Origin of the sequence: Streptomyces sp. NPDC006134, from assembly GCF_040628835.1 — a bacterium.
GTDB lineage: Bacteria > Actinomycetota > Actinomycetes > Streptomycetales > Streptomycetaceae > Streptomyces.
Window position 1 is genome coordinate 20,404 of the sequence record NZ_JBEXTV010000019.1, and the last position, 22,384, is coordinate 42,787.

Below are 22,384 nucleotides of genomic sequence, written 5' to 3' on the forward strand. Positions count from 1 at the left end.
AACCGCAAGGCCCGCCTGTCGCCAGACGGGCCCCAGGGTCTTCAGGTCTTCGCGTGCCTTCGCGTGCCTTCGCCTGCGGTCAGCCGAGCACCTCGGCCGCCGTCTGCGACGAATCCCGCAGGAACTGGGAGCAGCGCTCGTACTCCTCCTTCTCGCCGATCGCCTGCGCGGCGCGGGCGAGGGCGTGCAGGGCGCGCAGGAAGCCGCGGTTCGGCTCGTGCTCCCAGGGCACCGGGCCGTGGCCCTTCCAGCCGTTGCGGCGCAGCGCGTCCAGGCCCCGGTGGTAGCCGGTACGGGCGTAGGCGTACGACTCCACGACGCTGCCCCGCTCGAAGGCGTCGTCGGCCAGCTGGGCCCACGCGAGCGAGGAGGTGGGGTGCTGCGCGGCGACGTCGGCGGGTGCCGTGCCGTTCGCCAGCAGCTCGCGCGGCTCGGGGTCGTCGGGGAGGTGGGTCGGGGGCGGTCCCCCGAGGAGGTTCTCGTGAATGGCCATGGGGACCAGTATCCCCACCACGCACGGCGCCCGGCCGTCCCACCCACGGGACGGCCGGGCGTCGCGGCGCGTACGGCGGAAACCGTTACTTGATCTTCGTACCGGCCGAGCGCAGGCTCTGGCAGGCCTCGACGACGCGCTGGGCCATGCCGGCCTCGGCGAGCTTGCCCCAGGTGCGCGGGTCGTAGGTCTTCTTCGCGCCGACCTCGCCGTCGACCTTCAGGACGCCGTCGTAGTTCTTGAACATGTGGTCGACGACCGGACGCGTGAAGGCGTACTGGGTGTCGGTGTCGATGTTCATCTTGACCACGCCGTTCTCCAGCGCGGTGCGGATCTCCTCCACCGTGGAGCCGGAGCCGCCGTGGAAGACGAAGTCGAACGGCTTGCTGTCGGCCGGGCGGCCGAACTTGGCGGCGACGCCGTCGTTGAGCTGCTTCAGCAGCTCGGGGCGGAGCACGACGTTGCCCGGCTTGTACACGCCGTGGACGTTGCCGAAGGACGCGGCCAGCAGGTAGCGGCCCTTCTCGCCCAGGCCCAGGGCCTCGGCGGTGCGGACGGCGTCCTCGACGGTGGTGTACAGGGAGTCGTTGATCTCGTGGGAGACGCCGTCCTCCTCGCCGCCGGTCGGGGTGATCTCGACCTCGAGGATGATCTTGGCGGCGGCGGCGCGGGGCAGCAGCTCCTGCGCGATGGCCAGGTTGTCGGCGAGGGTCTCGGCGGAGCCGTCCCACATGTGCGACTGGAACAGCGGGTTGCGGCCGGCCTTGACGCGCTCCTCGGAGACCGCCAGCAGCGGGCGGACGTAGCCGTCCAGCTTGTCCTTGGGGCAGTGGTCCGTGTGCAGGGCGATGTTGACGTCGTACTTCTCGGCGACGATGTGCGCGAACTCGGCCAGGGCGACCGCGCCGGTCACCATGTCCTTGTTGTGCTGGCCGCCCAGGAACTCGGCGCCGCCGGTCGAGATCTGGACGATGCCGTCGCTCTCCGCCTCCGCGAAACCGCGCAGGGCCGCGTGCAGGGTCTGGGAGGAGGTCACGTTGATGGCCGGGTAGGCGAACTTGCCTGCCTTCGCCCGGTCCAGCATCTCGTTGTAGACCTCGGGAGTTGCGATGGGCATTGTCCGCTCCTTGTATGTGCGGGTGGGCTGTGTCGTGCGTGCTTACGGCCCTGACCTAGACCATGGGGCACCTTGGGGGCGACGTCATCGTCGGCCCCATCTTCCCAGACGAACCGGGATACTCCGAGTGGACCTCGGCGGGGTCCTCGGCGGCGTGCCTCGGCGGGGTCCCGGGCGGGCCCTCAGTCCAGGCCCAGCTCGTCCTTGGAGTAGGCGTACAGGTACGGGACGCCCGCACCCTCCTGGATCTTCTCGGCGGCGCCGGTCGCCCGGTCGACGATCGTGGCGACGGCCACCACCTCGGCGCCGGCCTCGCGCACCGCCTCGACGGCGGTCAGCGGGGAGCCGCCGGTGGTGGAGGTGTCCTCGACGACCAGGACGCGGCGGCCGGCGATGTCCGGGCCCTCGACGCGGCGCTGGAGGCCGTGGGCCTTGGCGGCCTTGCGGACGACGAACGCGTCCAGCCTGCGCCCGCGGGCGGCGGCGGCGTGCAGCATCGCGGCGGCGACCGGGTCGGCGCCCATGGTGAGCCCGCCCACCGCGTCGAACTCCAGGCCCTCGGTCAGGTCCAGCAGCACCTGGCCGACCAGCGGCGCGGCCTCGCCGTCGAGGGTGATGCGGCGCAGGTCGACGTAGTAGTCGGCCTCCAGCCCCGAGGAGAGGGTCACCTTGCCGTGCACCACGGCCTTGTCCTTGATCTGCTGCAGCAGCGCGCCGCGTACGTCCGTCATACCGGCCAGCTTAAAGCCGCCGCCAGCTCCAGGTCGTCGTGGCCTCCAGCGGCTGGAGGGGCGTGACCAGGCGCGGCGCGGTGTTCAGCCCGTTGGGCGGGCCGGTCTGCGGCTCCACGCACACGGCGGCCTCCTGCTCGTCGTAGACCACCACCCACTCCTCGGGGCTGGTCACCTTCAGCTCCAGCCGTCCGGGCCAGGTGAGGGTCACGTCGACGCCGCCGGGCATGCCGAAGCAGTCGTCCCAGGGGCCGGGCTCCGGGTCGATCCGCCGGCCGGTGGGCAGGTGGTCGTCGCCGCGCTCCTCCTGCCAGGCGGGCGCGAAGTCGATGGTCACGCCCTCGCCGCCGCCGAGGGTGCGGTTGAACCAGGGGTGCCAGCCGATCTGCGCGGGGAACGACGACTCGTACGTCTCCACCGCCATCGTCAGCGTCAGGGAGTCCTCGGCGAGCGCGACCACCTGGGTGACGCGGCCGGGGTAGGGCCAGGGGCCGGTCAGGTCGTAGGTGAGGACGGCCTCGTTCTCCGAGGTGCGGGCGGTGTGCCAGGCGGCGTCGCGGGCGGTGCCGTGGATGGCGTGCGGCGGGGAGTTCAGCGGCATCTGGTGGACGACGGCTCCGTCGCGGAAGCGGCCCTCGCGGATCCGGCCGCACCAGGGGACCATCGGGAAGCAGCCGTAGCGGTCGCCCTGGCGGAGCAGTTCCGTGCCGCCGACGCGGAGTCCGCCGATCCGGCCGCCGTTGCCCGGCAGCACGGTCGCCTCCGCGTCGCCCGCGGTCAGCGTGATGGGTTCGTTGCTCACGCCACGACCCTACTGGGGTGATCGGCACCGCCTCATCCGGTGCGCCACGTCCGGCGGCGCCCGCACCCGGTGACGTCCGTCCTCGGTGACGTCCGTCCTCGGCGGCATCCACGCTCAGCGGCGCCCGCGCTCGGTGACGTCCACGCCCGGCGGCGTCTGCGCTCAGCGGCGTCTGCGCTCGGTGACGTCCACGTCCGGCGGCGCCCACGCTCGGTGACGTCCGTCCTCGGCGGCATCCGTGCTCGGCGGCATCCACGCTCAGCGGCATCCACGCTCAGCGGCGCCCACGCTCGGTGACGTCCACGCCCGGCGGCACCCGCACCCGGTGACGTCCACGCCCGGCGGCACCCACGCCCGGCGGCATCCACGCTCAGCGGCGCCCACGCCCGGTGACGTCCACGCCCGGCGGCACCCACGCCCGGCGGCGTCTGCGCTCAGCGGCGTCTGCGCAGCGCGCGGCCCACCACGATCGCCGATGCCAGCACCAGCGCCGCCGCCGGGGCCGCCCAGCGCAGGGAGGTGGACCGTACGGTCGTCCGGGGGGCGGGCACGGGGGCGTACCGGCCGCGCGGCGGGGCGTGGTCCACCTCCTCGGCGCTGCGCCCGATCATCGTGCGGCGGGCGTGCGCGGCCTCGGCGGGCGGTTCGGCCGGGACCGTGAGGTCCTCGGCGGCGTCCGAGGCGTCGACGCCCTCGTCGGCGGTGGTGGGGTCGAGGGAGGGAGGGGGGACCTCGGTGTCGAAGACGGACGGGGTGTCCGGGGACGCGGCGCCGGCGGACCCGGGCGGGACCGGCGCGTCGTCCGCGTCCGGGGCGGCGTCGAAGTCGCCGTCGGCCGCCGGTTCGAAGTCCTCGGTGGCCAGGGCCTCGACGGTCCCGGGGGGCTGCCGCGCGGCGTGGCCCAGGTTCTCCGCGAAACGGTTCAGCAGCCGGGTCGCGGCCGAGGCGACCGCCTCCGCCGGCAGGTCCGCGACGCGTCCGTCCGCCGTGGCCGTCCCGGCGAAGGCGAGGGTGGAGCCGCCGTCGGCGTCCGTCACGCGCAGCGTCAGCGCGAGCCGGACCGTGCCGGTGCCGCGCGCCTCGGTGGCGTCGGCCTCGACGGCGTACGCGCCCTCGTCCCGCCGGGTCAGGCGCGCCGTGCCGCGGTAGGTGATGGTGTGGCCGCCGACGCGCACCCTCAGCCGCCCGGCGACGGGCTCGGCGTCGGCGTCCTGCTGGAGGCCGGGAACCGCGCGGGCGACCTGCTCGGGGTCGGCCAGCACCTCCCTGAGCCGCTCCGCCGGAACCGGAACGAACACCTCATGCTCCATGTCGACGGAGCCTACCCAGCCCGGGCCGGACCCACCCCCCGTCGGCGCGAAGTCGTCCGGCTCCCGGAGGAGGGCCCTCCCTTCCCGCGGGGGACACGGCCCGGGCGGACGTTCAGTACCTCGGGTGCACCAGCGTCGACGGGGGCAGGCCCCGGACGCGGGTGCGGGACGCGGCCCGGGCGTCCGCGGTCAGGGACGCCTGGGTGAGGGTGCGCGGGCGCGGGGCGCGGGGGTCCAGGCGCAGGGCGGGGGGCGTGCGGGCGGCCAGGACGAACCCCCGGTCACGGGGGGTGCGGGAGGTTCCGGCCGCGTCCCCCGTGCCGTGGCCGGCCGTGCGGTAGGGCGCGGTGCGCAGGCCGGCGGCGCGCAGCGTCGCCTCGACCGTCCAGAACACCCGGGGGCGGGAGACGGTGGACCCGGCGTGCACCACGAGCCGCCCGCCGGGCGCCAGGGCGCGCCGGGCCAGGCCGTAGAACTCCTGGGAGTACAGCCGGGTGGCGGCCGTGACGCCCGGGTCGGGCAGGTCCGAGATCACCACGTCGTAGGCGGCCTGTTCCGCGCGGCGCAGCCGCTCGAAGACGTCCCCCGTGGTCAGGCGCAGCCTCGGGTCCCCGTAGGCGTGCTCGTTCAGCGCCGACAGGGCGGGGTCCCGCCGCGCCAGCCGGGCGACCTCGGGGTCGCGTTCGACGACGTCGACCCGGCGGACGTCCGGGTACCGCAGCACCTCGCGGGCGGCGAGGCCGTCACCGCCCCCGAGGATCAGCACGCGCGCGTGCGGGCCGGTCATCGCCGGGTGGACCAGTGCCTCGTGGTGACGGCGCTCGTCCCGGCCACTGGTCCGCAGCCGGCCGTCGAGGAACAGCTCCAGCGTGCGGCCGTCGGCGGAGCCGGTGAGAACCACCTCCTGCACCCCGGTCCGCAGGGCCACGCGGACATCGGCGCCGTACACCGCGTGCCGGGCGGCCCGTTCGAAGTCGTCGGCGAGGACGGCGGTCACGGCCAGCACGGCCAGCACGGCGGCGCCCGCGGCGGGCAGCAGCCGGCGGGCGCGGCGCGAGAGGTCCCGCCGGAACAGGCCGAGGACCAGGGCGGTGCCGACGACGGTGTTGACGGCACCGGTGAGCAGCGCGCCGGTGAGCTGGCCGAAGAACGGCAGCAGCAGGAAGGGGAAGGCCAGGCCCCCGGCCAGGGCGCCGACGTAGTCCGCCGCGAACAGGTCGGCCACCGCGCCGCCCGCGTCCTGGCGGCGGACGCGCTGGATCAGCTCCATCAGCAGCGGCACCTCGGCGCCGATCAGCAGGCCGATGACGAGCGAGAAGACGGCCAGGAGGCAGCGGGGGCCGTCGGCCGCCACGCCGCCCCGGTCGCCGGTCCAGGCGAAGGCGGCGTACAGGGCCATGGCGCTGCTTCCGCCGACGAGGGCGAGCAGGGTCTCGACGGCGCCGAAGCCCGCCGCCGCGTACCGGCGCAGCCGCTTGGCGGCGAGCGAGCCGACGCCCATCGCGAAGACCATGACGGACAGGACGACGGACGTCTGGGTGACCGAGTCGCCGGTCAGGTACGCGGCGGTGGCGAGGAGTTCGAGTTCGTACACCAGGCCGCAGGCCGCGCAGACGAAGACGCCCGCGAGGACCAGGAACCGTCCGGTGCCTTCCCGGACCGGCAGCGGCACGGAGGGCGCCGCCGTGCCGCCGGAGCCACCCCGGTGCGGTGGAGAGCCGGGCGGGGCGGGCGCGTGCGGTTCGATCACGCTGTGACGTTACGTCACTTCACTGACACACTTCGTCACCCACACGTGTGAAAACGGTGTTCGAGGAAGCCAAGCAGGTTTGAAACCCGGACGGCGCGAAAGGACCGCGCCTCACACCCCGGACGGCGCGAAAGGACCGCGCCTCACACCCCGGACGGGCTGAGCGGCTCCGTCCGCGCCCGTACGCCCACCCGGGTCCGGGTCGCCACCAGCTGGCCGTCCTGCGGGTAGGCGTGCCAGGTCCGCCAGTGCACCTGGCCCTCGTGACGCTGGGCCAGCAGCGCGGTGAAGGCGTTCGGGTTGCCGGGGAAGACACCGGCGAGGCCGTGCGGATGGTCGGAGACCAGGGCCAGCAACTCCTGGGCGCGGCCTGCGAACGGCCCCGGCGGGAGCTTCTCCACGCGGGCCGCGAACTCGTACTCCCAGTCGCCCACCCGCTTGGCGACGCCCAGCGGCAGGGGCGTGCTGCTGCCCGGGATGCACGCCACCGTCTCCGAACAGCTTCCCCGCTCCTCCTCCAGGAGCACCTGGTGGGAGGCGCCGAGAAGCCTCAACTGCATTTTCGCTCCCCTCAGTTCGAGGTCGAGCGTGGCCAGCGCGGGGAGCGGTTCACGCCCCAGGGCCCAGGCGAGGTCGGCCGCACGCGTGTCGGTGTAGGCGGTGTTCAGGGTCGTGAGCATGGATCGGCTCCGCAAGCACACAAGGAGAGGACGGTGTGGGTCCTGCGCCCCCCGTTCGCGCCGGGGGGTGTGGGCCCGTCAGCCCGTCGGCCGGCCAGGAGGGTCCGCAGGGTGCCCGAGGGGCTGCGAGGTGTCTGAGACAGAACCACGTACCGGGGCGCCGCCACAGCGTTTTTACCCAACTTCGTAGTACTTTCATCCCTCCGGGGGCCCCGAAGCGCAACTGTTCAACCAGGGCGTACGCCTGTGCGCTCCGTGTGCGCCGGGCGCCCGAACGCCCGCCGGGAGCGGTACCCGGCGGGCGTTCGGGCGCGGCGGCACGGGACCGTGGGGCTCACCCCCGAAGCGGTCCCGTGGTGGGGATGCGGCTCCCCCGCGGAGCTCGGCTGCCCCGTGTCAGCTGCCTCCGCCGCATCCGCCGCCTCCGCAGGACGAGCCCCCGCCGCCGCAGGACGAGCCGCCGCCCCCGCAGGAGTGGCCCCCCGACGAGCCGCTGTCGGACGACCCGGACGAGTCCCCGCCGTCCACGGTGACCCACCAGCTGGTGTCGACGCCGCCCGAGCCGCCGCTCTCGCTCCGCCGGCGGCGCCCCGCGCCGCCGGCCGGGCGCACCGTGCTCCGGCTGCCGCTGCGGGCGGCCGCGACCGCTCCGAACACCACGACGACGACCACTGCCAGGATGATGCCGACGACCATGGCGTCACCCTCCTTCCGATTCCCCCGGACGTTGCCGAAAGTTCCCCCGAAGCAGCCCCCGTTGGTTGCCTCGCTCGTTGCGTGACCGGGAGATGCCCCCGCCCGGCGCGCCCCAAAGCAGAGTTGAGGAACTCCAGAGCTTCGGCGCAGGATGGCCGGCATGACCTCCAGCGCACGCCCCCTCCTCAACCGCCGGCTCGCCGAGTTCGGGACGACGATCTTCGCCGAGATGTCCGCGCTGGCCGTGCGGACCGGCGCGATCAACCTGGGCCAGGGCTTCCCCGACACGGACGGCCCCGAGGAGGTCAGGGAGGCGGCGGTGCGGGCGCTGCGCGACGGGCGCGGCAACCAGTACCCGCCGGGCCCGGGCGTCCCCGAGCTGCGCGCCGCGATCGCCGCGCACCAGGAGCGGTGGTACGGCCTGTCGTACGACCCCGACACCGAGGTCCTGGTCACCGCTGGCGCCACGGAGGCGATCGCCGCGGCCCTGCTGGCGCTGGTGGAGCCCGGCGACGAGGTGATCGCGCTGGAGCCGTACTACGACTCGTACGCGGCCTGTGTCGCCATGGCGGGCGGCACCCGGGTCCCGGTCACCCTGCGCCCGCGCGAGGGCGCCTTCCGCCTCGACCTGGACGAGCTGCGCGACGCCGTCACCGACCGCACCCGCCTGCTGCTGGTCAACACCCCGCACAACCCCACCGGCACCGTCCTCACCCGCGCGGAGCTCGCGGCCGTCGCCGAGCTGGCCGTGGAGCGGGACCTGCTGGTGGTGACGGACGAGGTGTACGAGCACCTGGTCTTCGACGGCGCCGAGCACGTGCCGCTGGCGTCCTTCCCCGGGATGCGCGAGCGCACGGTCACCATCTCGTCGAGCGGCAAGACGTTCTCGTTCACCGGCTGGAAGGTCGGCTGGATCACCGCCGCGCCCGCCCTGGTCACGGCGGTCCGCTCGGCCAAGCAGTACCTGACGTACGTGTCGGCGGGCCCCTTCCAGTACGCGGTCGCCGAGGCGCTCGCGCTGCCCGGCTCCTACTTCACCGGCTTCCGGGACGACCTGCGGGCCAAGCGGGACCTGCTCGCGGCGGGCCTGGCGGAGGCCGGCTTCGGGGTCTTCCGCCCGGCCGGCACCTACTTCGTCACCACCGACATCCGCCCCCTCGGCTTCGACGACGGCTTCGCCTTCTGCCGCACCCTGCCCGAACGCGCCGGCGTGGTCGCCGTCCCCAACGCGGTCTTCTACGACCACCGGGAGGAGGGCGCCCCCTTCGTACGGTTCGCGTTCTGCAAGCGGGCCGATAAGTTGCGCGAGGCCATCGGCAGGCTGTCCGACATGCAGCAACAGATGTGACAGCGAAGGGCCCCGGCCATGCGCCACGGGGAAGACGCACAGACGGGGCGGTCAGAGGACGTGCCGCCGGTCAGCGAGTGGTGTGCACCAGGGCCGACTGGGCGCGCAGCTCGGCCAGCCGCCGCTGGTACAGGGGGCCGGCAGCGTGAGCGCCCCTGGCCTCGCTGGGAGTGGCCTGTTCGATCAGGTGATGGGACACGGCCTTGAGGTGAGCGGCCCACGCGATCACGTGCTGCTGAGCCGTCCGCCCGCATTCCTGCGGTTCACCGGGGAGGCACAGCGGCAGTTCCGGTCCCAGCTTGTTCGCCGCGTGCCGGACGTACCGCGCGATGGTCAGCCATTCATCCTCGGTTCGCTGAATGACGTTGTTGTTGCTCTCCCACCCCCACGGGCCGAAGTCGTCCCCGTGATCGTCCATGTGTGCGCTCCCTGGTGATCTCAGCGGATTAGGCCGGTTGGCCGATCGTAGCGGCGCTGTCGGCCTCCTTGGGGTCACAGTGCCCAACCGAGGGAACACACGGGCCGCACGGGCCACACATGGGCAGGAATTGCGGAGGCGTGCACGACTGGACCCCATCACCGAGAACGGCGCGAATATCGGCCAACACCTCCCCCATTCGCAGCCCGCCCCAGATTTCGGAGACCGGGGATTCCTGCACGTTCCCGATCTTGAGGAATCGGCCAAGCACACACGGCCACACGTCGCCGGTCGGGCCGATGGCGCATTTCTCATGCGCGCAGTGCCCGCACAGATCAGCGATGGTCGGTGCGGCCCCCTTGCTCGCCCGCCCGAATGCCCTCGTACGGTCCCCGCCGACCTGTTCCACACCGAGGGACAGAAGATCCTGCGCCGCCTCGCTTACTCGCTGCTCCGGCCGGACGGCGACGACCCCGCCCCGCAGCGGAATACCGAGAGACAGTGCCTTTTCGATGTTGGCGCGGGTGCGCTTGTGGGAGCCGCGCAGCTTGGTCACGGCGTCGTGCTCCTCCGCGCTGTCGGAGTAGTACGACGTAGCGAGTTTCACCCCGCATTCGCGGAACACGTCCCACAGTTCGGCCTTGATGTGGGTCATGTTCGAGAAGACCTCAACGGACAGGCCGGACGCGTGCGCGTGCCGAATCAGCGAGGGAAGGTACGGGAACAGGGTCGGCTCCCCGCCGATGAACTGAACGTCCAGCGTGCCCATTTCGGCGAGTTCCGAAATGACGCGCACCCAATCCCTCACGGTCGTGGTGCCGTGGTTCCCCTGCGGCGACGAGCCCGCGTAGCAGTGATCACAGTTTTCGTTGCACAGTCCGGTGATCTCCAACCACGCGAATCTCAACGGGTTTTCAGCAAGGTTCATCCCGCATCACCTTTCAGGTTGCAGGTAGCGCGCGGCATCACGCCCGGCACCGGGTCGCTCCGTCCGCCGCGCTCGGTCCACCAGCCGTCTGGAGAGGCGTTGCACGGCCCCGCAGGGTCGTCTGGCAGGCTGAGCTCAAGGGTGGGGAGGGCGCCCGCGCGGGCACTCAGATGCTTTGCCGGGGCCGTCACGTCCCGCCCCCGGACCAGCACTCGACATGCACGTACAGGCGACCGTTGGATTCCTCACCGGATGGCTGCACTCGTCGGACGAGTTCCAGCTTGCCGAACAGCTTGTGACACCTGCGGCACTTCTCGCCCTCGGGCGCGTACGTCGTGTACTCGGCGCGCTGCGCGTTGGTATCGGCGTCCGCCCGTCGGCGAGCTTCACGGAGTCCGGCTGTAGCTTTGGGCACTGTCGTCAACCTCCACGGGGTTGATGGCCACGCCCCCGGACGTTCACCGCGTCGCGGGGGTCCTTCCTGCATCAGTCCATGCTTGGACTCCCAGCAATAACGCGGGAGTTGACGAGGGTTGACTACTCTGGAAGCACCACCGGTCAACCCCCAGAGGTTCACGATGCGTGATGAATTCGCCGCTCTTGCCCGCCGGGCGCTGCGTGATGCCGGATATTCGATGAAAGCCGCAGCACGAGAAACGCACTATGACCCGGCGTATTTGTCGCGCGTACTGAACGGAAAACAGCGACCGTCGAAAGCACTCGCCCTCGCGCTGGATTCCCTCACTGGTTCCGGTGGCGCATTGGCGGCAACGGTTCTGGATGACGACGACGCGGCGCGGGTTGCCCGCAGCACGGAAAACCCCTCTCGCCTTGACAGGGGAACCGTTGACGCTCTCGCCGGCGTACTGGCCGCTTACCGGCGACTGGACGACACGGCACAGCCGCGCACCATCATTCCGGCGACCATGGTGCAAATGAAAGAACTCACCCGAGTACTCAAAGAGGCGAGGGGGCCGCACAGGGACCGGCTAGCCGACGTAGCGTCGGAGTGGATCCAATTCACAGGATGGCTATTCGCGCAAACGCGTGAATTCGGGGAAGCGGTACCGTTGCTCAACGAAGCTGTGGAACTTGCCGACGAAACCAGGAACGGAACTCTTGCCGCGCAGGCACTGAACTTCAAAGGTTACATTGCGCGGCAGCAGGGGCGGCCCCAAGGGATTGCCCGCTGGTTCGGTGCGGCAGCGAATACCCCCGGCGCGCACCCGGCACAGCGGATCGGAGACTACCTGCAGGCGGCGGGCGGGCTCGCTGAAATGGGAGAGCGAGATGCAGCGCTGCGCATGGTGGACGACGCCGAAAAGCTCATGGACAAAGCCGCGAAACTTCCGCCGCCCACGACCGCATATTGGCTCACGCCGAACTTCAACCGGTTGAATATGGGCATTTGCACCCTCGCGCTGGGAAGGCACAACGAGGCGGCCGACCACCTGAGAACCGGGCTTGCCGGACTGCCCGACGAGCTCAAGGACGCCCCTTGGACGTGGGAGCACAAGGACGCACTACGACGGGCGCTCGAAGCCGCCTGAGAGAAAGGTGGCACAAATCCTTGGGAGGACTGGACATGCGGCACCCGAGTGCCCGCATCGAGGCGGAGATCGGCCAGCTGGCCGGCTGGATGGCCTTCGACGCGGCCGATCACGGACTGGCGCAGCGCTACTTCATAACGGCGCTCCGGGCCGCGCATCAGGTCAACGATCTCGCCCTGTGTGCCCACATCCTCGGTGACCTCTCCTTCCAGGCGGCCAGTCGAGGACACCCCGCGGATGCCGTCGCCCTCGGCGAGGCCGCCCGCCGCGCCGGCGACGCCGCCCCGCCGGCCGTCCGGGCGTCCGTCCTGTCCCGGCTCGCCTACGCGTACGCCGCTGCCGGCCGTGACAACGACTTCGCCCACACCCGTGGTGCTGCCCGCGAACTGATCGCAAGCCGGGACGGCCGCCAAGAAGAGCCCCGCTGGATGTACTTCCTCACCGACAACCACCTGGACTGCCAGGCCGGCTACGGCCTCATCCAGATGGGTCGTGCACAGCAGAAGGCGGAGAGCGGAAAGAAGAGCCGTCGCTTCCTCGCCCAGGGGACCGAGATGCTCAGGTCCGGGGCGTACGACGTCCCGCGCGGTGACCCCAGCCAGCGCCGAGCCATGTTCGAGGGAGCCTGGCTGGCCCTGGGCCACAGCGCCCACGGAGACCTGGAGGCAGCCTGCGAGATCGGCCAGATCGCCGCCGACCGCCTGGGTGTCGTCCACTCGCCTCGCAGCGCGGCGCTGCTCCACCAGCTTGCCGCCGACCTCCGCCGCCGACAGCGCAACCCTCACGTGCGCGGCTTCCTGCCGGCCCTGGAGGACGCCCTCGCCCGACACGCCCCATCGACGCAACCCGGCCGTTAGGGTCGGGGGCCATGACCGCAGGGGAGCGCGTTGTCGTCGTCGGGGCCGGGGTGGCTGGGCTCACCGCGGCCGTCGTTCTCGCCGAGGCCGGGGCTTCGGTGCACGTGATCGCCGAGCAGGTGCCGGGGGGCACGTCGCTGGCGGCCGGGGCGATGTGGGGGCCTTACCTGGTCGAGCCGAAGGACAAGGTCGACCAGTGGGGGCAGCGGTCCCTGGAGGTCTTCCGGGAACTGGCCCGGGACCCGGCGACGGGCGTCCGGCTCACCAGTGGCATCGAGGCGTCCCGCACGGCCGAGTCCGCGCCGGACTGGGCCACCACTCTGCCGGGTTTCCGACCGTGCGAGCGGGCCGAACTTCCGGCCGGGTTCACGGCGGGTTACCGGTTCACCGTGCCGCTGATCGACATGCCCACCTACCTCGACCACCTCCTGCGCCGGTTCCGCGAGGCCGGAGGGGTGGTCGAGCGGCGACGGCTGACCTCGCTCTCGGACGCCGGTCCGGCTTCGGCGATCGTCAACTGCGCGGGCCTCGGGGCACGTGACCTGGTTCCGGACCCTGACCTCCGGCCCATCCTCGGCCAGCACGTCGTCGTCACCAACCCCGGGCTGACCGAGTTCTTCTCCGAGGACACCGGCCTCTCGCCGGATCTGCTGTGCTTCTACCCCCACGGCGACACCGTCGTCCTGGGCGGCACGGCGATCGACAGCGAGGGCGACCTGGCCCCCGACGACAGGGCGGCGGCCGGCATCCTCGCCCGCTGTGCCGAGGTCGAGCCCCGCCTCGCCCAGGCTCGTGTCCTGGAGCACCGGGTCGGCGCCCGACCGACCCGCGCCACGGTCCGTGTGGAGGAAGAGACGCGGGAGGACGGCATCGTGGTGGTGCACAACTACGGGCACGGAGGCGCCGGCGTCACGCTGTCGTGGGGGTGCGCCGAGGAGACTCGGGCGTTGCTCTCCGTCAAGTGACCGAACCTGGAGAAACAGACGTTTGCGGCAGTCTGCGGAGGAGTAACCGGGCGTAGTCGTGGCCACCCAGCACACCTTCCGCACCCGCGCTGGAACCCACATAAAGATCGCCACCTGGATGACCGGTTTCTCCAGCACCACGCGGCTGCACAGCATGCGCGGCTTCAAAACAGGATCGACTACAAACGCGAGACCGGACCTCTCACCGAGGGACTGCCCGCATGGACCGCCTCCCCGCTGCGGGGATTGACCCTCCCGGACGCCCCCGGTCGCGGCGCCCGCCCCCCGGCGGCATCGTGCGGGTGTGAGCCACGCCAGCACCCTCGTGCGCCCCGCCGCCGGCGAGCCCGGCGCCGGCGGGCGGGCCCGGCCCCGGCTGTCCCCGGCCTGCGCCGCACTCGCGCTGTTCGCCGCCACCCGGCTGGGCGGCGCGGTGGTGCTGGCCGTGGCCTCCCGGGCCGCCGGGAAGGAACCGCTCACCCTGCTCGGACGGACCTGGGACTCCCGGTGGTACCTGGGCATCGCCGCCGACGGCTACGGCCGCACCCTGCGCTTCGGGGACGACGTCGTCCAGAGCGACCTGGCGTTCTTCCCGCTCTACCCGGCGCTGGTGCGCGCCGTGGGCACCGTCCTGCCCGTCGACGGCATGACGGCCGGCCTGCTGGTGTCGTGGCTCGCGGCGGCCGTCGCCGCCTGCGGCCTGTACGCCCTGGGCGCCCGGCTGCACGGGCGGGCCGTCGGCACCGCCCTGGTCGTGGTGTGGGGGCTGCTGCCGCACTCGGTGGTGCTGTCGATGGCGTACACCGAGCCGGTGCTCACCGCCTGCGCCGCCTGGTCGCTGCACGCGGTGCTGACCGGCCGCTGGGTGTGGGCGGGTGCCCTGGCCTGCCTGGCCGGGCTCGCGCGGCCCAACGGCATCGCGGTCGCGGCGGCCGTCGTCACGGCGGCGGCCGTGGAGCTGTGGCGCGGGCGGCGCCGGCCCGCCCGCGCCGCCCGCAGACTCCACAGACTGTGGACGGGCGCCGCGCTCGCCCCGCTGGGCTGGACGGCGTACCTGCTGTGGGTCGGGCACCGCACGGGCGACCCGCTCGGCGGCTACTTCGCGGTGCAGCGCGGCTGGGGCTCGCGGTTCGACTTCGGGCAGGACGCGGTGGGCTCCGTACGCCACCTGGTGCTGCGCGGCGACCGGCTCGACGTCGCCATGTCGCTGCTGGCCGTCGCCGCCGCCGCCTTGCTGTACGTCCTGCTGCTGCTGGACCGGGCCCCGCTGCCGCTGCTCGTCCACAGCGGGGTGCTGCTGCTGATCGCGCTCGGCGGGGCGGGCTTCTTCGCCTCCAAGCCGCGCTTCCTGCTGCCGGCGTTCCCGCTGCTGCTGCCGCTGGCGCAGGCACTGGTCCGCACGGCGAGAGCCCGGCCCTGGCACGCCACCGCGGTGGTGGGCGCCCTGGCCGGGCTCTCCTACGCGTACGGCGCGTACCTGCTGATACTCACCGACACGCCGCTGTAGGGCCGGGGGCCGGCGGTCTACTCGCCGGTCTCGCCGTCCTCGGGCTTCTCCGCGCCGTCGACCTCCTGCTCCAGGCCGAGCTGCTCCACCAGCCAGCGGTCGAACTCGATGGCCGCGCGCACCCAGCTGACCGTGGAGGAGACGAAGTGCTCCAGGCTCACGCCCATGCCGATCAACGTCTGGGCCTCGCCGATCAGGCGGACCGTGCCGTCGTCGTGGGTGTGGGTGTACACCTTGGGCCACAGGGTGCGCCGGTTCCAGTCGTCGATCGACTCCAGGAGCTGCGGCTTCTCCTCGATCTTGTGGGGCCGGTCGTAGAACGTCCGCACCGAGAAGACCTGCTGGTCACCCTCGCCGCGGAACATGAAGTACGTGCGGAACTGCTCCCACGGCGCCGCGAGGTCGCCCTCCTCGTCGACGACGTACTTGAGCTCCATCTGCTCCAGGAGCTGCTTCACGAGATCCTGATCCGGGACGACGGGGCCCGCCGGTCCTTGGGGCTGCGGCTCGGGCTGGCCCCCGAAGTTCGGAATCGAGGACGGGTCGATGCTCACCGTGATTTTCCCTTCGTACGGATCTCGCCATCCTCCCTCATCCAGGGAGGGGGGTGGCAAGCCCCGGCCGGATCTGCCGCCCTCCGGTCGGCCGGATCCAGCCGGTCGGCGGGCGGCCCGTCACCCCGGAGGGTGGCGGGCCGCCGGGTCCTACAGCGACTTTCCGGTGGCCGGGCCCACGGTCAGTCCGTCCCCGGCGCGGTCGACGCGGACCGTGTCGCCGTCCTTGATCTCGCCGGAGAGAATCTCCTTGGCGAGGCGGTCGCCGATGGAGGTCTGCACCAGGCGGCGCAGCGGGCGGGCGCCGTACGCCGGGTCCAGGCCCTCCTCCGCCAGCCAGGCCAGCGCCTCGGGCGTGACGTCGAGGGTGAGGCGCCGCTCGGCGAGCCGCCCGGCCAGCCGGTCGATCTGGAGGCGGGCGATGCGCTCCAGCTCGGGCTTGGTCAGGGCCGAGAAGACCACCAGGTCGTCGAGGCGGTTGAGGAACTCCGGCTTGAAGGAGGCGCGGACCACCTCCAGCACCTGTTCCTTCTTCTCCGCCTCGCTGGTGAGCGGGTCGACCAGGAACTGGCTGCCCAGGTTGGAGGTCAGCACCAGGATCGTGTTGCGGAAGTCGACCGTGCGGCCCTGGCCGTCGGTGAGCCGTCCGTCGTCCAGCACCTGGAGCAGGATGTCGAAGACCTCCGGGTGGGCCTTCTCCACCTCGTCCAGCAGGACCACGCTGTAGGGGCGGCGGCGCACGGCCTCGGTGAGCTGGCCGCCCTCCTCGTAGCCGACGTAGCCGGGCGGGGCGCCGACCAGGCGGGCCACGCTGTGCTTCTCGCTGTACTCGCTCATGTCGATGCGGACCATCGCCCGCTCGTCGTCGAAGAGGAAGTCGGCGAGGGCCTTGGCCAGCTCGGTCTTGCCGACACCGGTCGGGCCGAGGAAGAGGAAGGACCCGGTGGGCCGGTCGGGGTCGGCGATGCCGGCCCGCGAGCGGCGTACGGCGTCGGAGACCGCCCGTACCGCCTCGGTCTGGCCGATGAGCCGCCGGCCGAGCTCGTCCTCCATCCGCAGCAGCTTCTGCGTCTCGCCCTCCAGCAGCCGCCCGGCGGGGATGCCGGTCCAGGAGGCGACGACGTCCGCGATGTCGTCGGGGCCGACCTCCTCCTTGACCATGGTGTCCCTGGCGACCTCTTCCTCGGCCTGCGAGGCGGCCTCCAGCTCCTTCTCCAGGGCCGGGATCTCGCCGTACAGCAGCTTGGAGGCGGTGTCGAAGTCGCCGTCGCGCTGGGCGCGTTCGGCCTGCCCGCGCAGGTCGTCCAGCCTCTCCTTCAGCTCGCCGACCCGGTTGAGGGACTGCTTCTCCTTCTCCCAGCGGGCGTTCAGGCCGCGCAGCTCCTCCTCCTTGTCGGCGAGGTCGCGGCGCAGCTTCTCCAGGCGCTCGCGCGAGGCCTCGTCGGTCTCCCGGCTCAGCGCCAGCTCCTCCATCTTCAGCCGGTCGACGGAGCGCTGGAGTTCGTCGATCTCGACGGGGGAGGAGTCGATCTCCATGCGCAGGCGCGAGGCCGCCTCGTCGACCAGGTCGATCGCCTTGTCCGGCAGGAAGCGGGAGGTGATGTACCGGTCGGACAGGGTGGCCGCCGCCACCAGCGCGCTGTCGGCGATCTGCACCTTGTGGTGGGCCTCGTAGCGGCCCTTGAGCCCGCGCAGGATCGCGATGGAGTCCTCGACGGACGGCTCGGCGACCAGCACCTGCTGGAAGCGCCGCTCCAGCGCCGGGTCCTTCTCGATCCGCTCGCGGTACTCGTCGAGCGTGGTGGCGCCCACCATGCGCAGCTCGCCGCGCGCCAGCATCGGCTTGAGCATGTTGCCGGCGTCCATGGCGGAGTCGCCGCCCGCGCCCGCGCCCACGACGGTGTGCAGCTCGTCGATGAAGGTGATGATCTGCCCGTCGGAGTCCTTGATCTCCGCCAGGACCGTCTTCAGCCGCTCCTCGAACTCGCCCCGGTACTTCGCGCCCGCGACCATCGCGCCCAGGTCGAGCGCGACCAGCCGCTTGTCCTTCAGCGACTCGGGCACGTCGCCCTTGACGATCCGCTGGGCCAGCCCCTCGACGACGGCGGTCTTGCCGACGCCGGGCTCGCCGATGAGGACGGGGTTGTTCTTGGTGCGGCGGGACAGCACCTGCACCACCCGCCGGATCTCCTGGTCCCGGCCGATGACCGGGTCCAGCTTGCCCTCACGGGCGGCGGCGGTGAAGTCGGTGCCGAACTTCTCCAGCGCCTTGTACTGCCCCTCGGGATCGGGGGTGGTCACGCGTCGTCCTCCCCGGGCCTTGCGGAAGGCCTCCATCAGCTTCTTCGCACCGGCGCCCTGCCGCTCCAGCACCTCCCCGGCCGCGCCGCCCTTGGCGGCGATGCCGATGAGCAGGTGCTCGGTGGACAGGTACTCGTCACCCAGCTCCTTGGCGCGGGCCTGCGCGTCGGCGACGACGGCGAGCATCTCCCGGTTGGGCTGCGGCGGCGCCACCGTGGACCCGGTCACGCTGGGCAGCCCGGCGAGGATGCGCTCCGCGCCGGAGCGTACGGCCGCCAGGTCGGCCTCGACCGCGGCGAGCAGGTCGGTGATGTTCTCGTTGTCCTGCCCCTGGAGCAGAGCGAGGAGCAGATGGGCAGGCGTGAAATCGGCGTGCCCCTCGGTCACGGCCCGGTTGCTGGCCGCGTTGATCGCGTCCCGGCTCCGGTTGGTCAGCTCGGCGTCCACGTTCGCGTTCTCCTCCTATGCGTCAGCCGACGGCCACGTCTCCCAGTGAGCTTTCGGTGAGCTTTCAGTGATCTTCCAGTGCTGACTCAATCAACGTACACAAAGTTGAGTCTATTCCACTCAAGGCTGGTGCGGGAGGGCGGGACGGGAGCGGACCGGCTATGTTCCGGTCCATGGCCACCAGCTACTCGATCGATCCGGGTTCCCCGGACGAGCCGTATCTGCGCTTCTGGCGGGAGCGGCACCTGTGCACGCTGACCACGCCGCGCCCGGACGGCACCCCGCACGTCGTGCCCGTCGGCGTCACCTACGACCCCGCGGCCCGGCTGGCCCGGGTCATCGCGAACAAGTCGAGCGCGAAGGTGGGGAACGTCCTGGCGGCGGGGCCGGAAGGGGCGCGGGCCGCCGTGTGCCAGGTCGACGGGAAGCGCTGGGCGACGCTGGAGGGCCGGGCCTTCGTCCGCACGGAACCGGAGCGGATCACGGAGGCCGAGCGGCGCTACGCCGAGCGGTACGGGCGGGTGCCGTCGCCGAACCCGTCCCGCGTGGTGATCGAGATCGAACTGGACCGGGCGATGGGGCGGGGCTGAGAGCCCCGGGCAGAAGGGGACGCCGCGAGCCGGGCGCCCCTCTCGCCCGGGGCTCCGGGCCACCGGCGTGTTCCAGCCGGCCCCGCGATCACCCGCTGCCGGGAAAAGTCCTCATAAAACGACAGCGGCGTCACCGTGTTCAGGTCACGGTGACGCCGCTGCGGGGGGAAGCACCTGAGCGATCTTTTGCGACGGGGGAATCGCGTCAGGCACTGCGGGGGGTGGCCGAGATGGTCCTCACGTCGGGAACCTCCGGCTGCACGAGCCGGTGGTCCCGCTGGTCCAGGTTCACGAAGATCATTCCGTACCGGACGGCACACCGCACGGGCCGCGGCGCCCCCCTGGGCCGCCGCAGGCACCGGTACGCCCGTACGTCTCCGTCCTCGTCCCGCGTGATGACGACCGGCTCCCCGAAGACGGTCACCATCAGCGAGTCACCGCTGTGGGGGATGGCGGTGACCAGGTCGATGAAGTGCCAGCCGGAGCGGTAGGCGGTGGCCATCTCGCGACGGAAGGAGCGGTCGTCGGGTGGCGTGGCCATCGCGATCAGTTCCAGGACGTGTCGTCGAGGTGGGCCCCACCGTCGACCAGCGCGACCGATCCCGCGTCCGTCCGAACGTCACTGGACTTGCCGGCCAGACCGCTCACAGCCCCGAACAACGCGACGGCGGAAAGAGCAGCGGCAAGTACCGAGCGAAGCATTTTCTTACTCATAGTTGGCTTCGTCCTCACTCGATGGTCTCCTCTTCCCCCGTCGAACAAGACGATGGCTCATTCGGGCACGTCATGGCCACACAATCGGTGCATCATGTTCCTGCATGTTCAGGACCCTGGGGGGTGGAAAATTGGGGAAAAACGGGACACATGCGAAGCATCCCCATGCCATAACCGAACTATGTGACGAAGGCAGCCGTCTCTACACCAGCGCTCTGCGTGTCGGCCGCATCGCACGCGCGGACGCGGAGTCGGCCCCCTGTCTCATGGAGTTCGCCCTGCTCCACCCGGACCCTGACGACGTCAACTGGCTGCGCCCCGTCCCTCCGTCGGTCGCCCTGGCCCAGCGTCTGTACCCCCTCGAGCGGGAGATCAACGAGCGCAGACGACTCTCGGTGCAACTGGCCGACGCCTTCGAGCCGTTCCTCGCCGCCAGCGCCCAGGGCGCCGCGGCCACCCACTCCATCACGGTGCTGGAGGGACGGGACCGGATCAACTCCGCACTCAACATCGCGACGTCCGAGTGCCAGACCGAAGTGCTCACAGTACAGCCCGGTGGACGCCGGCTGGAGAGCAATCTCCTCAAGGGCCTGGAGCGCGACAGGCCGCTGATCGAGCGGGGGGTGCGGCTGCGCACCCTGTACCAGCACACCGCACGGCACAGTCCCGAGACGCTCGCGTACGTGGAGCAGATCGCCGACGGCAAGGTCGAGGTGCGCACGATCGACGAACTGGTCGAACGGCTCATCATCTGCGACGAGACGGTGGCCTTCATCCCGACCCGGGAAGACCGGCAGGTCGCCCTGGAGCTGCGCCACCCCGGCCTGGTCCGGTACCTGATCAAGGTCTTCGAGTTCATGTGGTCGCGCGCGGTGCCCCTCAAGGCCGGTACCCCGTACGAGGCGGCCCCCGGCGGCATCACCGACATCCAGCACTCCATCGCCAAGCTCCTCGTGGAGGGCCACGTGGACGAGGCGATCGCGCGCCGCCTCGGCATGAACGTCCGTACCTGCCGCGCCCACATAGCCAAGCTCGCCTCCGCCCTCGGCAGCGGCAGCCGCGCGCAACTCGGGTACCTCATCGCGCAGTCGAGGATCCTGGAGCGGGAGGAGACCTCCGGGTGACGGCACCGCCGCACGCGGAGCACGGCGTGGAGGACCTGTACGACGCGGGTACGGAGCCGTACGAACGCGCGCTGAGCGACGGCCCGGTCCGGGCCGAGGACGCCGCGCACGCGCCGTGCCTGCTGGACCTCGGGCTGCTCAGCCCCGCCCTCGAGGTCCCGCGCCGCTGGGACCCGTGCCGCCGGCCCTCGCCCTGCACCGGTTGCTGCGCGCCTCGGCCGACCGCGTCGCCGACGAACGCCGGCGCGAAGTGCGGCTGGCCACCCCCATGTACCCCCACGCCGCCCAGCCCCCCACCCCCGGCGGCATCACCCCGCGGCAGCACGCCATCGCCGCTCTGCTCGTCGAAGGGCATACCGATGCCGTCATCGCGGAGCGGCTCGGCATGAACGTCCGTACCGCGCGGGAGCACATCGCCAAGCTGTCCGCCGCACTCGGCAGCGAGAGCCGGGCGCAGCTCGGTTACCTCATCGCGCGGTCGGGGATTCTCGACCGGGAAGGCTGAGCCGCGGCGGACCGTCCAGACCCGCCTGGGCGATCCGGACGCCCAGCTGGGTGCGGCTGGCCGCCCCCAGCGTCTCCGACAGACGTGCGATGTGCGCCCGGCAGGTGCGGACGCTGATGCCGAGCCGCTCGGCGATGACGGCGTCCTGGTGCCCCTCCGCCAGCAGCGCCGCGATCGACCGCTCCCGGTGGGAGATGCCCTCGATGCCGGTGTCGGGAAGCGGGGCGCTCAACGGGACCGCCAGGTGCCACAGGCGCTCGAAGACGGTCGCCAGGTAGGCGACGAGAGCCGGGTGGCGCAGCTCCAGCGCCATCGTGCGGTCGGCGTTGGCGGGGACGAAGGCCACCGTGCGGTCGAAGAGGATGAGGCGTTCGGTGACCTCGTCCAGCGTGCGCGCCTCCACCGCGTCGCCCATCAGCTCCAGGTAGGTGAGCAGGCCCTGGCCGTGCCGCGCCACGTGCGTGTACAGGGTCCGCATCCGCACCCCGCGCCCGCGCAGCGACAGCGCCCGGTCCAGCCCCTCCGCCAGTTCGTGCTCGCGCCGGATGCCGCCGGGCTGCACGGTGAGCACCTCCGTCGTGCACGCCTGGCTCGCCTCGTCCATCGCGCTGCGGATGCGGGCCAGGCCGTCCAGGACGCGGATCGCGGCGCCCTCCGCGGCGGCCGGGGCCGGATGCGCCCGGCGGCCGAGGCTCGCGTACCACTCGACGGCCGCCACCGCCGAGCCCACCCGGCGCTGGCCGGCGCTGACCTCGTCGTGCACCTCGCGCAGCAGGCGGGTCATGACCTCCTGCGGGGAGGTCGGAACGAGCCAGTCCATGTCGTCGGGGTCGGGGTGCAGCAGGGCGAGGTCCAGCAGACAGGGCACCGGCTCCGCGTCCCGGCGCGGCACGCGGCCCCGCCGCACGGCCCGGGAGTAGACGCGGTCCCCGGCCGCGCACAGCCGGTCAGCACCGTGTGGATGCTCGTCCGCCCCGTGCCCGGCCATCGCCCGTCC

20 protein-coding genes and 2 pseudogenes are annotated in these 22,384 nt (G+C 72.1%); 8 read left to right on the top strand and 14 right to left on the bottom strand.

Features of this window, described 5'->3' with window-relative positions; genetic code table 11:
- Positions 1-79: 79 nt before the first annotated feature.
- From ABZ340_RS14875 to ABZ340_RS14910, 8 genes are all read right to left on the bottom strand, one after another.
- On the bottom strand, positions 80-493 hold the full coding sequence (locus ABZ340_RS14875; RefSeq protein ID WP_358782179.1) for a DUF3151 domain-containing protein: 414 nt from the start codon (positions 491-493) through the stop codon (positions 80-82).
- An 85-nt stretch (positions 494-578) separates the two neighbouring features.
- On the bottom strand, positions 579-1,610 hold the full coding sequence (fbaA, locus tag ABZ340_RS14880; RefSeq protein WP_358782180.1) for a class II fructose-bisphosphate aldolase: 1,032 nt from the start codon (positions 1,608-1,610) through the stop codon (positions 579-581).
- A 182-nt stretch (positions 1,611-1,792) separates the two neighbouring features.
- The gene (gene pyrE, locus ABZ340_RS14885) at positions 1,793-2,341 is read right to left on the bottom strand and encodes an orotate phosphoribosyltransferase (protein ID WP_358782181.1); all 549 of its coding nucleotides are present in this window, start codon (positions 2,339-2,341) and stop codon (positions 1,793-1,795) included.
- Between the two features lie 10 nt (positions 2,342-2,351).
- A complete protein-coding gene (locus ABZ340_RS14890) occupies positions 2,352-3,143 on the bottom strand; it encodes an aldose 1-epimerase (RefSeq protein ID WP_358782182.1) in 792 nt (263 codons plus the stop codon).
- A 434-nt stretch (positions 3,144-3,577) separates the two neighbouring features.
- A complete protein-coding gene (locus tag ABZ340_RS14895; protein WP_358782183.1) occupies positions 3,578-4,453 on the bottom strand; it encodes an SRPBCC domain-containing protein in 876 nt (291 codons plus the stop codon).
- A gap of 112 nt (positions 4,454-4,565) precedes the next feature.
- Positions 4,566-6,203 carry a polyamine aminopropyltransferase gene (locus ABZ340_RS14900; protein ID WP_358782184.1) on the bottom strand — a complete coding sequence of 546 codons (1,638 nt, stop codon included), beginning with the start codon at positions 6,201-6,203 and terminating at the stop codon, positions 4,566-4,568.
- Between the two features lie 143 nt (positions 6,204-6,346).
- Positions 6,347-6,883, bottom strand: a complete 537-nt coding sequence (locus ABZ340_RS14905) for a DUF2617 family protein (RefSeq protein ID WP_358782185.1) — start codon at positions 6,881-6,883, stop codon at positions 6,347-6,349.
- A gap of 396 nt (positions 6,884-7,279) precedes the next feature.
- Positions 7,280-7,579, bottom strand: a complete 300-nt coding sequence (locus ABZ340_RS14910) for a hypothetical protein (protein WP_358782186.1) — start codon at positions 7,577-7,579, stop codon at positions 7,280-7,282.
- 151 nt (positions 7,580-7,730) lie between these two features.
- On the opposite strand from ABZ340_RS14910, the gene ABZ340_RS14915 reads away from it, so the two are divergent.
- Positions 7,731-8,927, top strand: coding sequence for a pyridoxal phosphate-dependent aminotransferase (locus ABZ340_RS14915; protein ID WP_358782187.1), 1,197 nt, complete (start codon positions 7,731-7,733; stop codon positions 8,925-8,927).
- 70 nt (positions 8,928-8,997) lie between these two features.
- Here the strand turns inward: ABZ340_RS14915 and ABZ340_RS14920 are convergent, their stop codons facing one another.
- Complete coding sequence (locus tag ABZ340_RS14920) at positions 8,998-9,345, bottom strand: hypothetical protein (RefSeq protein WP_358782188.1); 348 nt, start codon at positions 9,343-9,345, stop codon at positions 8,998-9,000.
- 28 nt (positions 9,346-9,373) lie between these two features.
- On the bottom strand, positions 9,374-10,273 hold the full coding sequence (locus ABZ340_RS14925) for a radical SAM/SPASM domain-containing protein (protein WP_358782189.1): 900 nt from the start codon (positions 10,271-10,273) through the stop codon (positions 9,374-9,376).
- A gap of 578 nt (positions 10,274-10,851) precedes the next feature.
- On the opposite strand from ABZ340_RS14925, the gene ABZ340_RS14930 reads away from it, so the two are divergent.
- The 4 genes and pseudogenes from ABZ340_RS14930 (at position 10,852) to ABZ340_RS14945 (ending at position 15,152) form a co-directional block, all read left to right on the top strand.
- Positions 10,852-11,823, top strand: coding sequence for a helix-turn-helix transcriptional regulator (locus ABZ340_RS14930; protein ID WP_358782190.1), 972 nt, complete (start codon positions 10,852-10,854; stop codon positions 11,821-11,823).
- A 62-nt stretch (positions 11,824-11,885) separates the two neighbouring features.
- Positions 11,886-12,680: pseudogene (locus ABZ340_RS14935) on the top strand (transcriptional regulator); the annotation flags it as partial.
- An 11-nt stretch (positions 12,681-12,691) separates the two neighbouring features.
- Positions 12,692-13,645 carry an FAD-dependent oxidoreductase gene (locus ABZ340_RS14940; RefSeq protein WP_358782191.1) on the top strand — a complete coding sequence of 318 codons (954 nt, stop codon included), beginning with the start codon at positions 12,692-12,694 and terminating at the stop codon, positions 13,643-13,645.
- Positions 13,646-14,021: 376 nt separating this feature from the next.
- Positions 14,022-15,152, top strand: a complete 1,131-nt coding sequence (locus tag ABZ340_RS14945) for a hypothetical protein (RefSeq protein ID WP_358782273.1) — start codon at positions 14,022-14,024, stop codon at positions 15,150-15,152.
- A gap of 17 nt (positions 15,153-15,169) precedes the next feature.
- Here ABZ340_RS14945 and ABZ340_RS14950 read toward each other — a convergent pair whose 3' ends face one another.
- Both ABZ340_RS14950 and clpB read right to left on the bottom strand, forming a co-directional pair.
- Complete coding sequence (locus ABZ340_RS14950) at positions 15,170-15,706, bottom strand: YbjN domain-containing protein (protein ID WP_358782192.1); 537 nt, start codon at positions 15,704-15,706, stop codon at positions 15,170-15,172.
- A 150-nt stretch (positions 15,707-15,856) separates the two neighbouring features.
- The gene (gene clpB, locus ABZ340_RS14955) at positions 15,857-18,454 is read right to left on the bottom strand and encodes an ATP-dependent chaperone ClpB (protein WP_358782193.1); all 2,598 of its coding nucleotides are present in this window, start codon (positions 18,452-18,454) and stop codon (positions 15,857-15,859) included.
- A 173-nt stretch (positions 18,455-18,627) separates the two neighbouring features.
- Between clpB and ABZ340_RS14960 the strand changes: the two genes are divergently transcribed.
- Complete coding sequence (locus ABZ340_RS14960) at positions 18,628-19,044, top strand: pyridoxamine 5'-phosphate oxidase family protein (protein WP_358782194.1); 417 nt, start codon at positions 18,628-18,630, stop codon at positions 19,042-19,044.
- Between the two features lie 205 nt (positions 19,045-19,249).
- Here the strand turns inward: ABZ340_RS14960 and ABZ340_RS14965 are convergent, their stop codons facing one another.
- Complete coding sequence (locus tag ABZ340_RS14965) at positions 19,250-19,585, bottom strand: hypothetical protein (RefSeq protein WP_358782195.1); 336 nt, start codon at positions 19,583-19,585, stop codon at positions 19,250-19,252.
- Between the two features lie 277 nt (positions 19,586-19,862).
- Here ABZ340_RS14965 and ABZ340_RS14970 point away from each other — a divergent pair, with 277 nt between their 5' ends.
- Positions 19,863-20,882: a helix-turn-helix transcriptional regulator gene (locus ABZ340_RS14970; RefSeq protein ID WP_358782196.1), complete on the top strand. Its 1,020-nt coding sequence runs from the start codon at positions 19,863-19,865 to the stop codon at positions 20,880-20,882.
- A pseudogene (locus tag ABZ340_RS14975) lies at positions 20,879-21,387 on the top strand (helix-turn-helix transcriptional regulator). The gene ABZ340_RS14970 and the pseudogene ABZ340_RS14975 overlap by 4 nt, the downstream one beginning before the upstream one ends.
- Here ABZ340_RS14975 and ABZ340_RS14980 read toward each other — a convergent pair.
- A complete protein-coding gene (locus ABZ340_RS14980) occupies positions 21,350-22,375 on the bottom strand; it encodes a helix-turn-helix transcriptional regulator (protein WP_358782197.1) in 1,026 nt (341 codons plus the stop codon). The pseudogene ABZ340_RS14975 and the gene ABZ340_RS14980 overlap by 38 nt on opposite strands.
- Positions 22,376-22,384: the final 9 nt, after the last annotated feature.

Bases quoted from the DNA above. Each gene is read 5' to 3' on its own strand.
- ABZ340_RS14875 (WP_358782179.1), bottom strand. From the start codon at position 493: ATGGCCATTCACGAGAACCTCCTCGGGGGACCGCCCCCGACCCACCTC.
- fbaA (WP_358782180.1), bottom strand. From the start codon at position 1,610: ATGCCCATCGCAACTCCCGAGGTCTACAACGAGATGCTGGACCGGGCG.
- pyrE (WP_358782181.1), bottom strand. From the start codon at position 2,341: ATGACGGACGTACGCGGCGCGCTGCTGCAGCAGATCAAGGACAAGGCC.
- ABZ340_RS14895 (WP_358782183.1), bottom strand. From the start codon at position 4,453: ATGGAGCATGAGGTGTTCGTTCCGGTTCCGGCGGAGCGGCTCAGGGAG.
- ABZ340_RS14905 (WP_358782185.1), bottom strand. From the start codon at position 6,883: ATGCTCACGACCCTGAACACCGCCTACACCGACACGCGTGCGGCCGAC.
- ABZ340_RS14910 (WP_358782186.1), bottom strand. From the start codon at position 7,579: ATGGTCGTCGGCATCATCCTGGCAGTGGTCGTCGTCGTGGTGTTCGGA.
- ABZ340_RS14915 (WP_358782187.1), top strand. From the start codon at position 7,731: ATGGCCGGCATGACCTCCAGCGCACGCCCCCTCCTCAACCGCCGGCTC.
- ABZ340_RS14920 (WP_358782188.1), bottom strand. From the start codon at position 9,345: ATGGACGATCACGGGGACGACTTCGGCCCGTGGGGGTGGGAGAGCAAC.
- ABZ340_RS14925 (WP_358782189.1), bottom strand. From the start codon at position 10,273: ATGAACCTTGCTGAAAACCCGTTGAGATTCGCGTGGTTGGAGATCACC.
- ABZ340_RS14930 (WP_358782190.1), top strand. From the start codon at position 10,852: ATGCGTGATGAATTCGCCGCTCTTGCCCGCCGGGCGCTGCGTGATGCC.
- ABZ340_RS14940 (WP_358782191.1), top strand. From the start codon at position 12,692: ATGACCGCAGGGGAGCGCGTTGTCGTCGTCGGGGCCGGGGTGGCTGGG.
- ABZ340_RS14960 (WP_358782194.1), top strand. From the start codon at position 18,628: ATGGCCACCAGCTACTCGATCGATCCGGGTTCCCCGGACGAGCCGTAT.
- ABZ340_RS14965 (WP_358782195.1), bottom strand. From the start codon at position 19,585: ATGGCCACGCCACCCGACGACCGCTCCTTCCGTCGCGAGATGGCCACC.
- ABZ340_RS14970 (WP_358782196.1), top strand. From the start codon at position 19,863: ATGTTCAGGACCCTGGGGGGTGGAAAATTGGGGAAAAACGGGACACAT.
- ABZ340_RS14980 (WP_358782197.1), bottom strand. From the start codon at position 22,375: ATGGCCGGGCACGGGGCGGACGAGCATCCACACGGTGCTGACCGGCTG.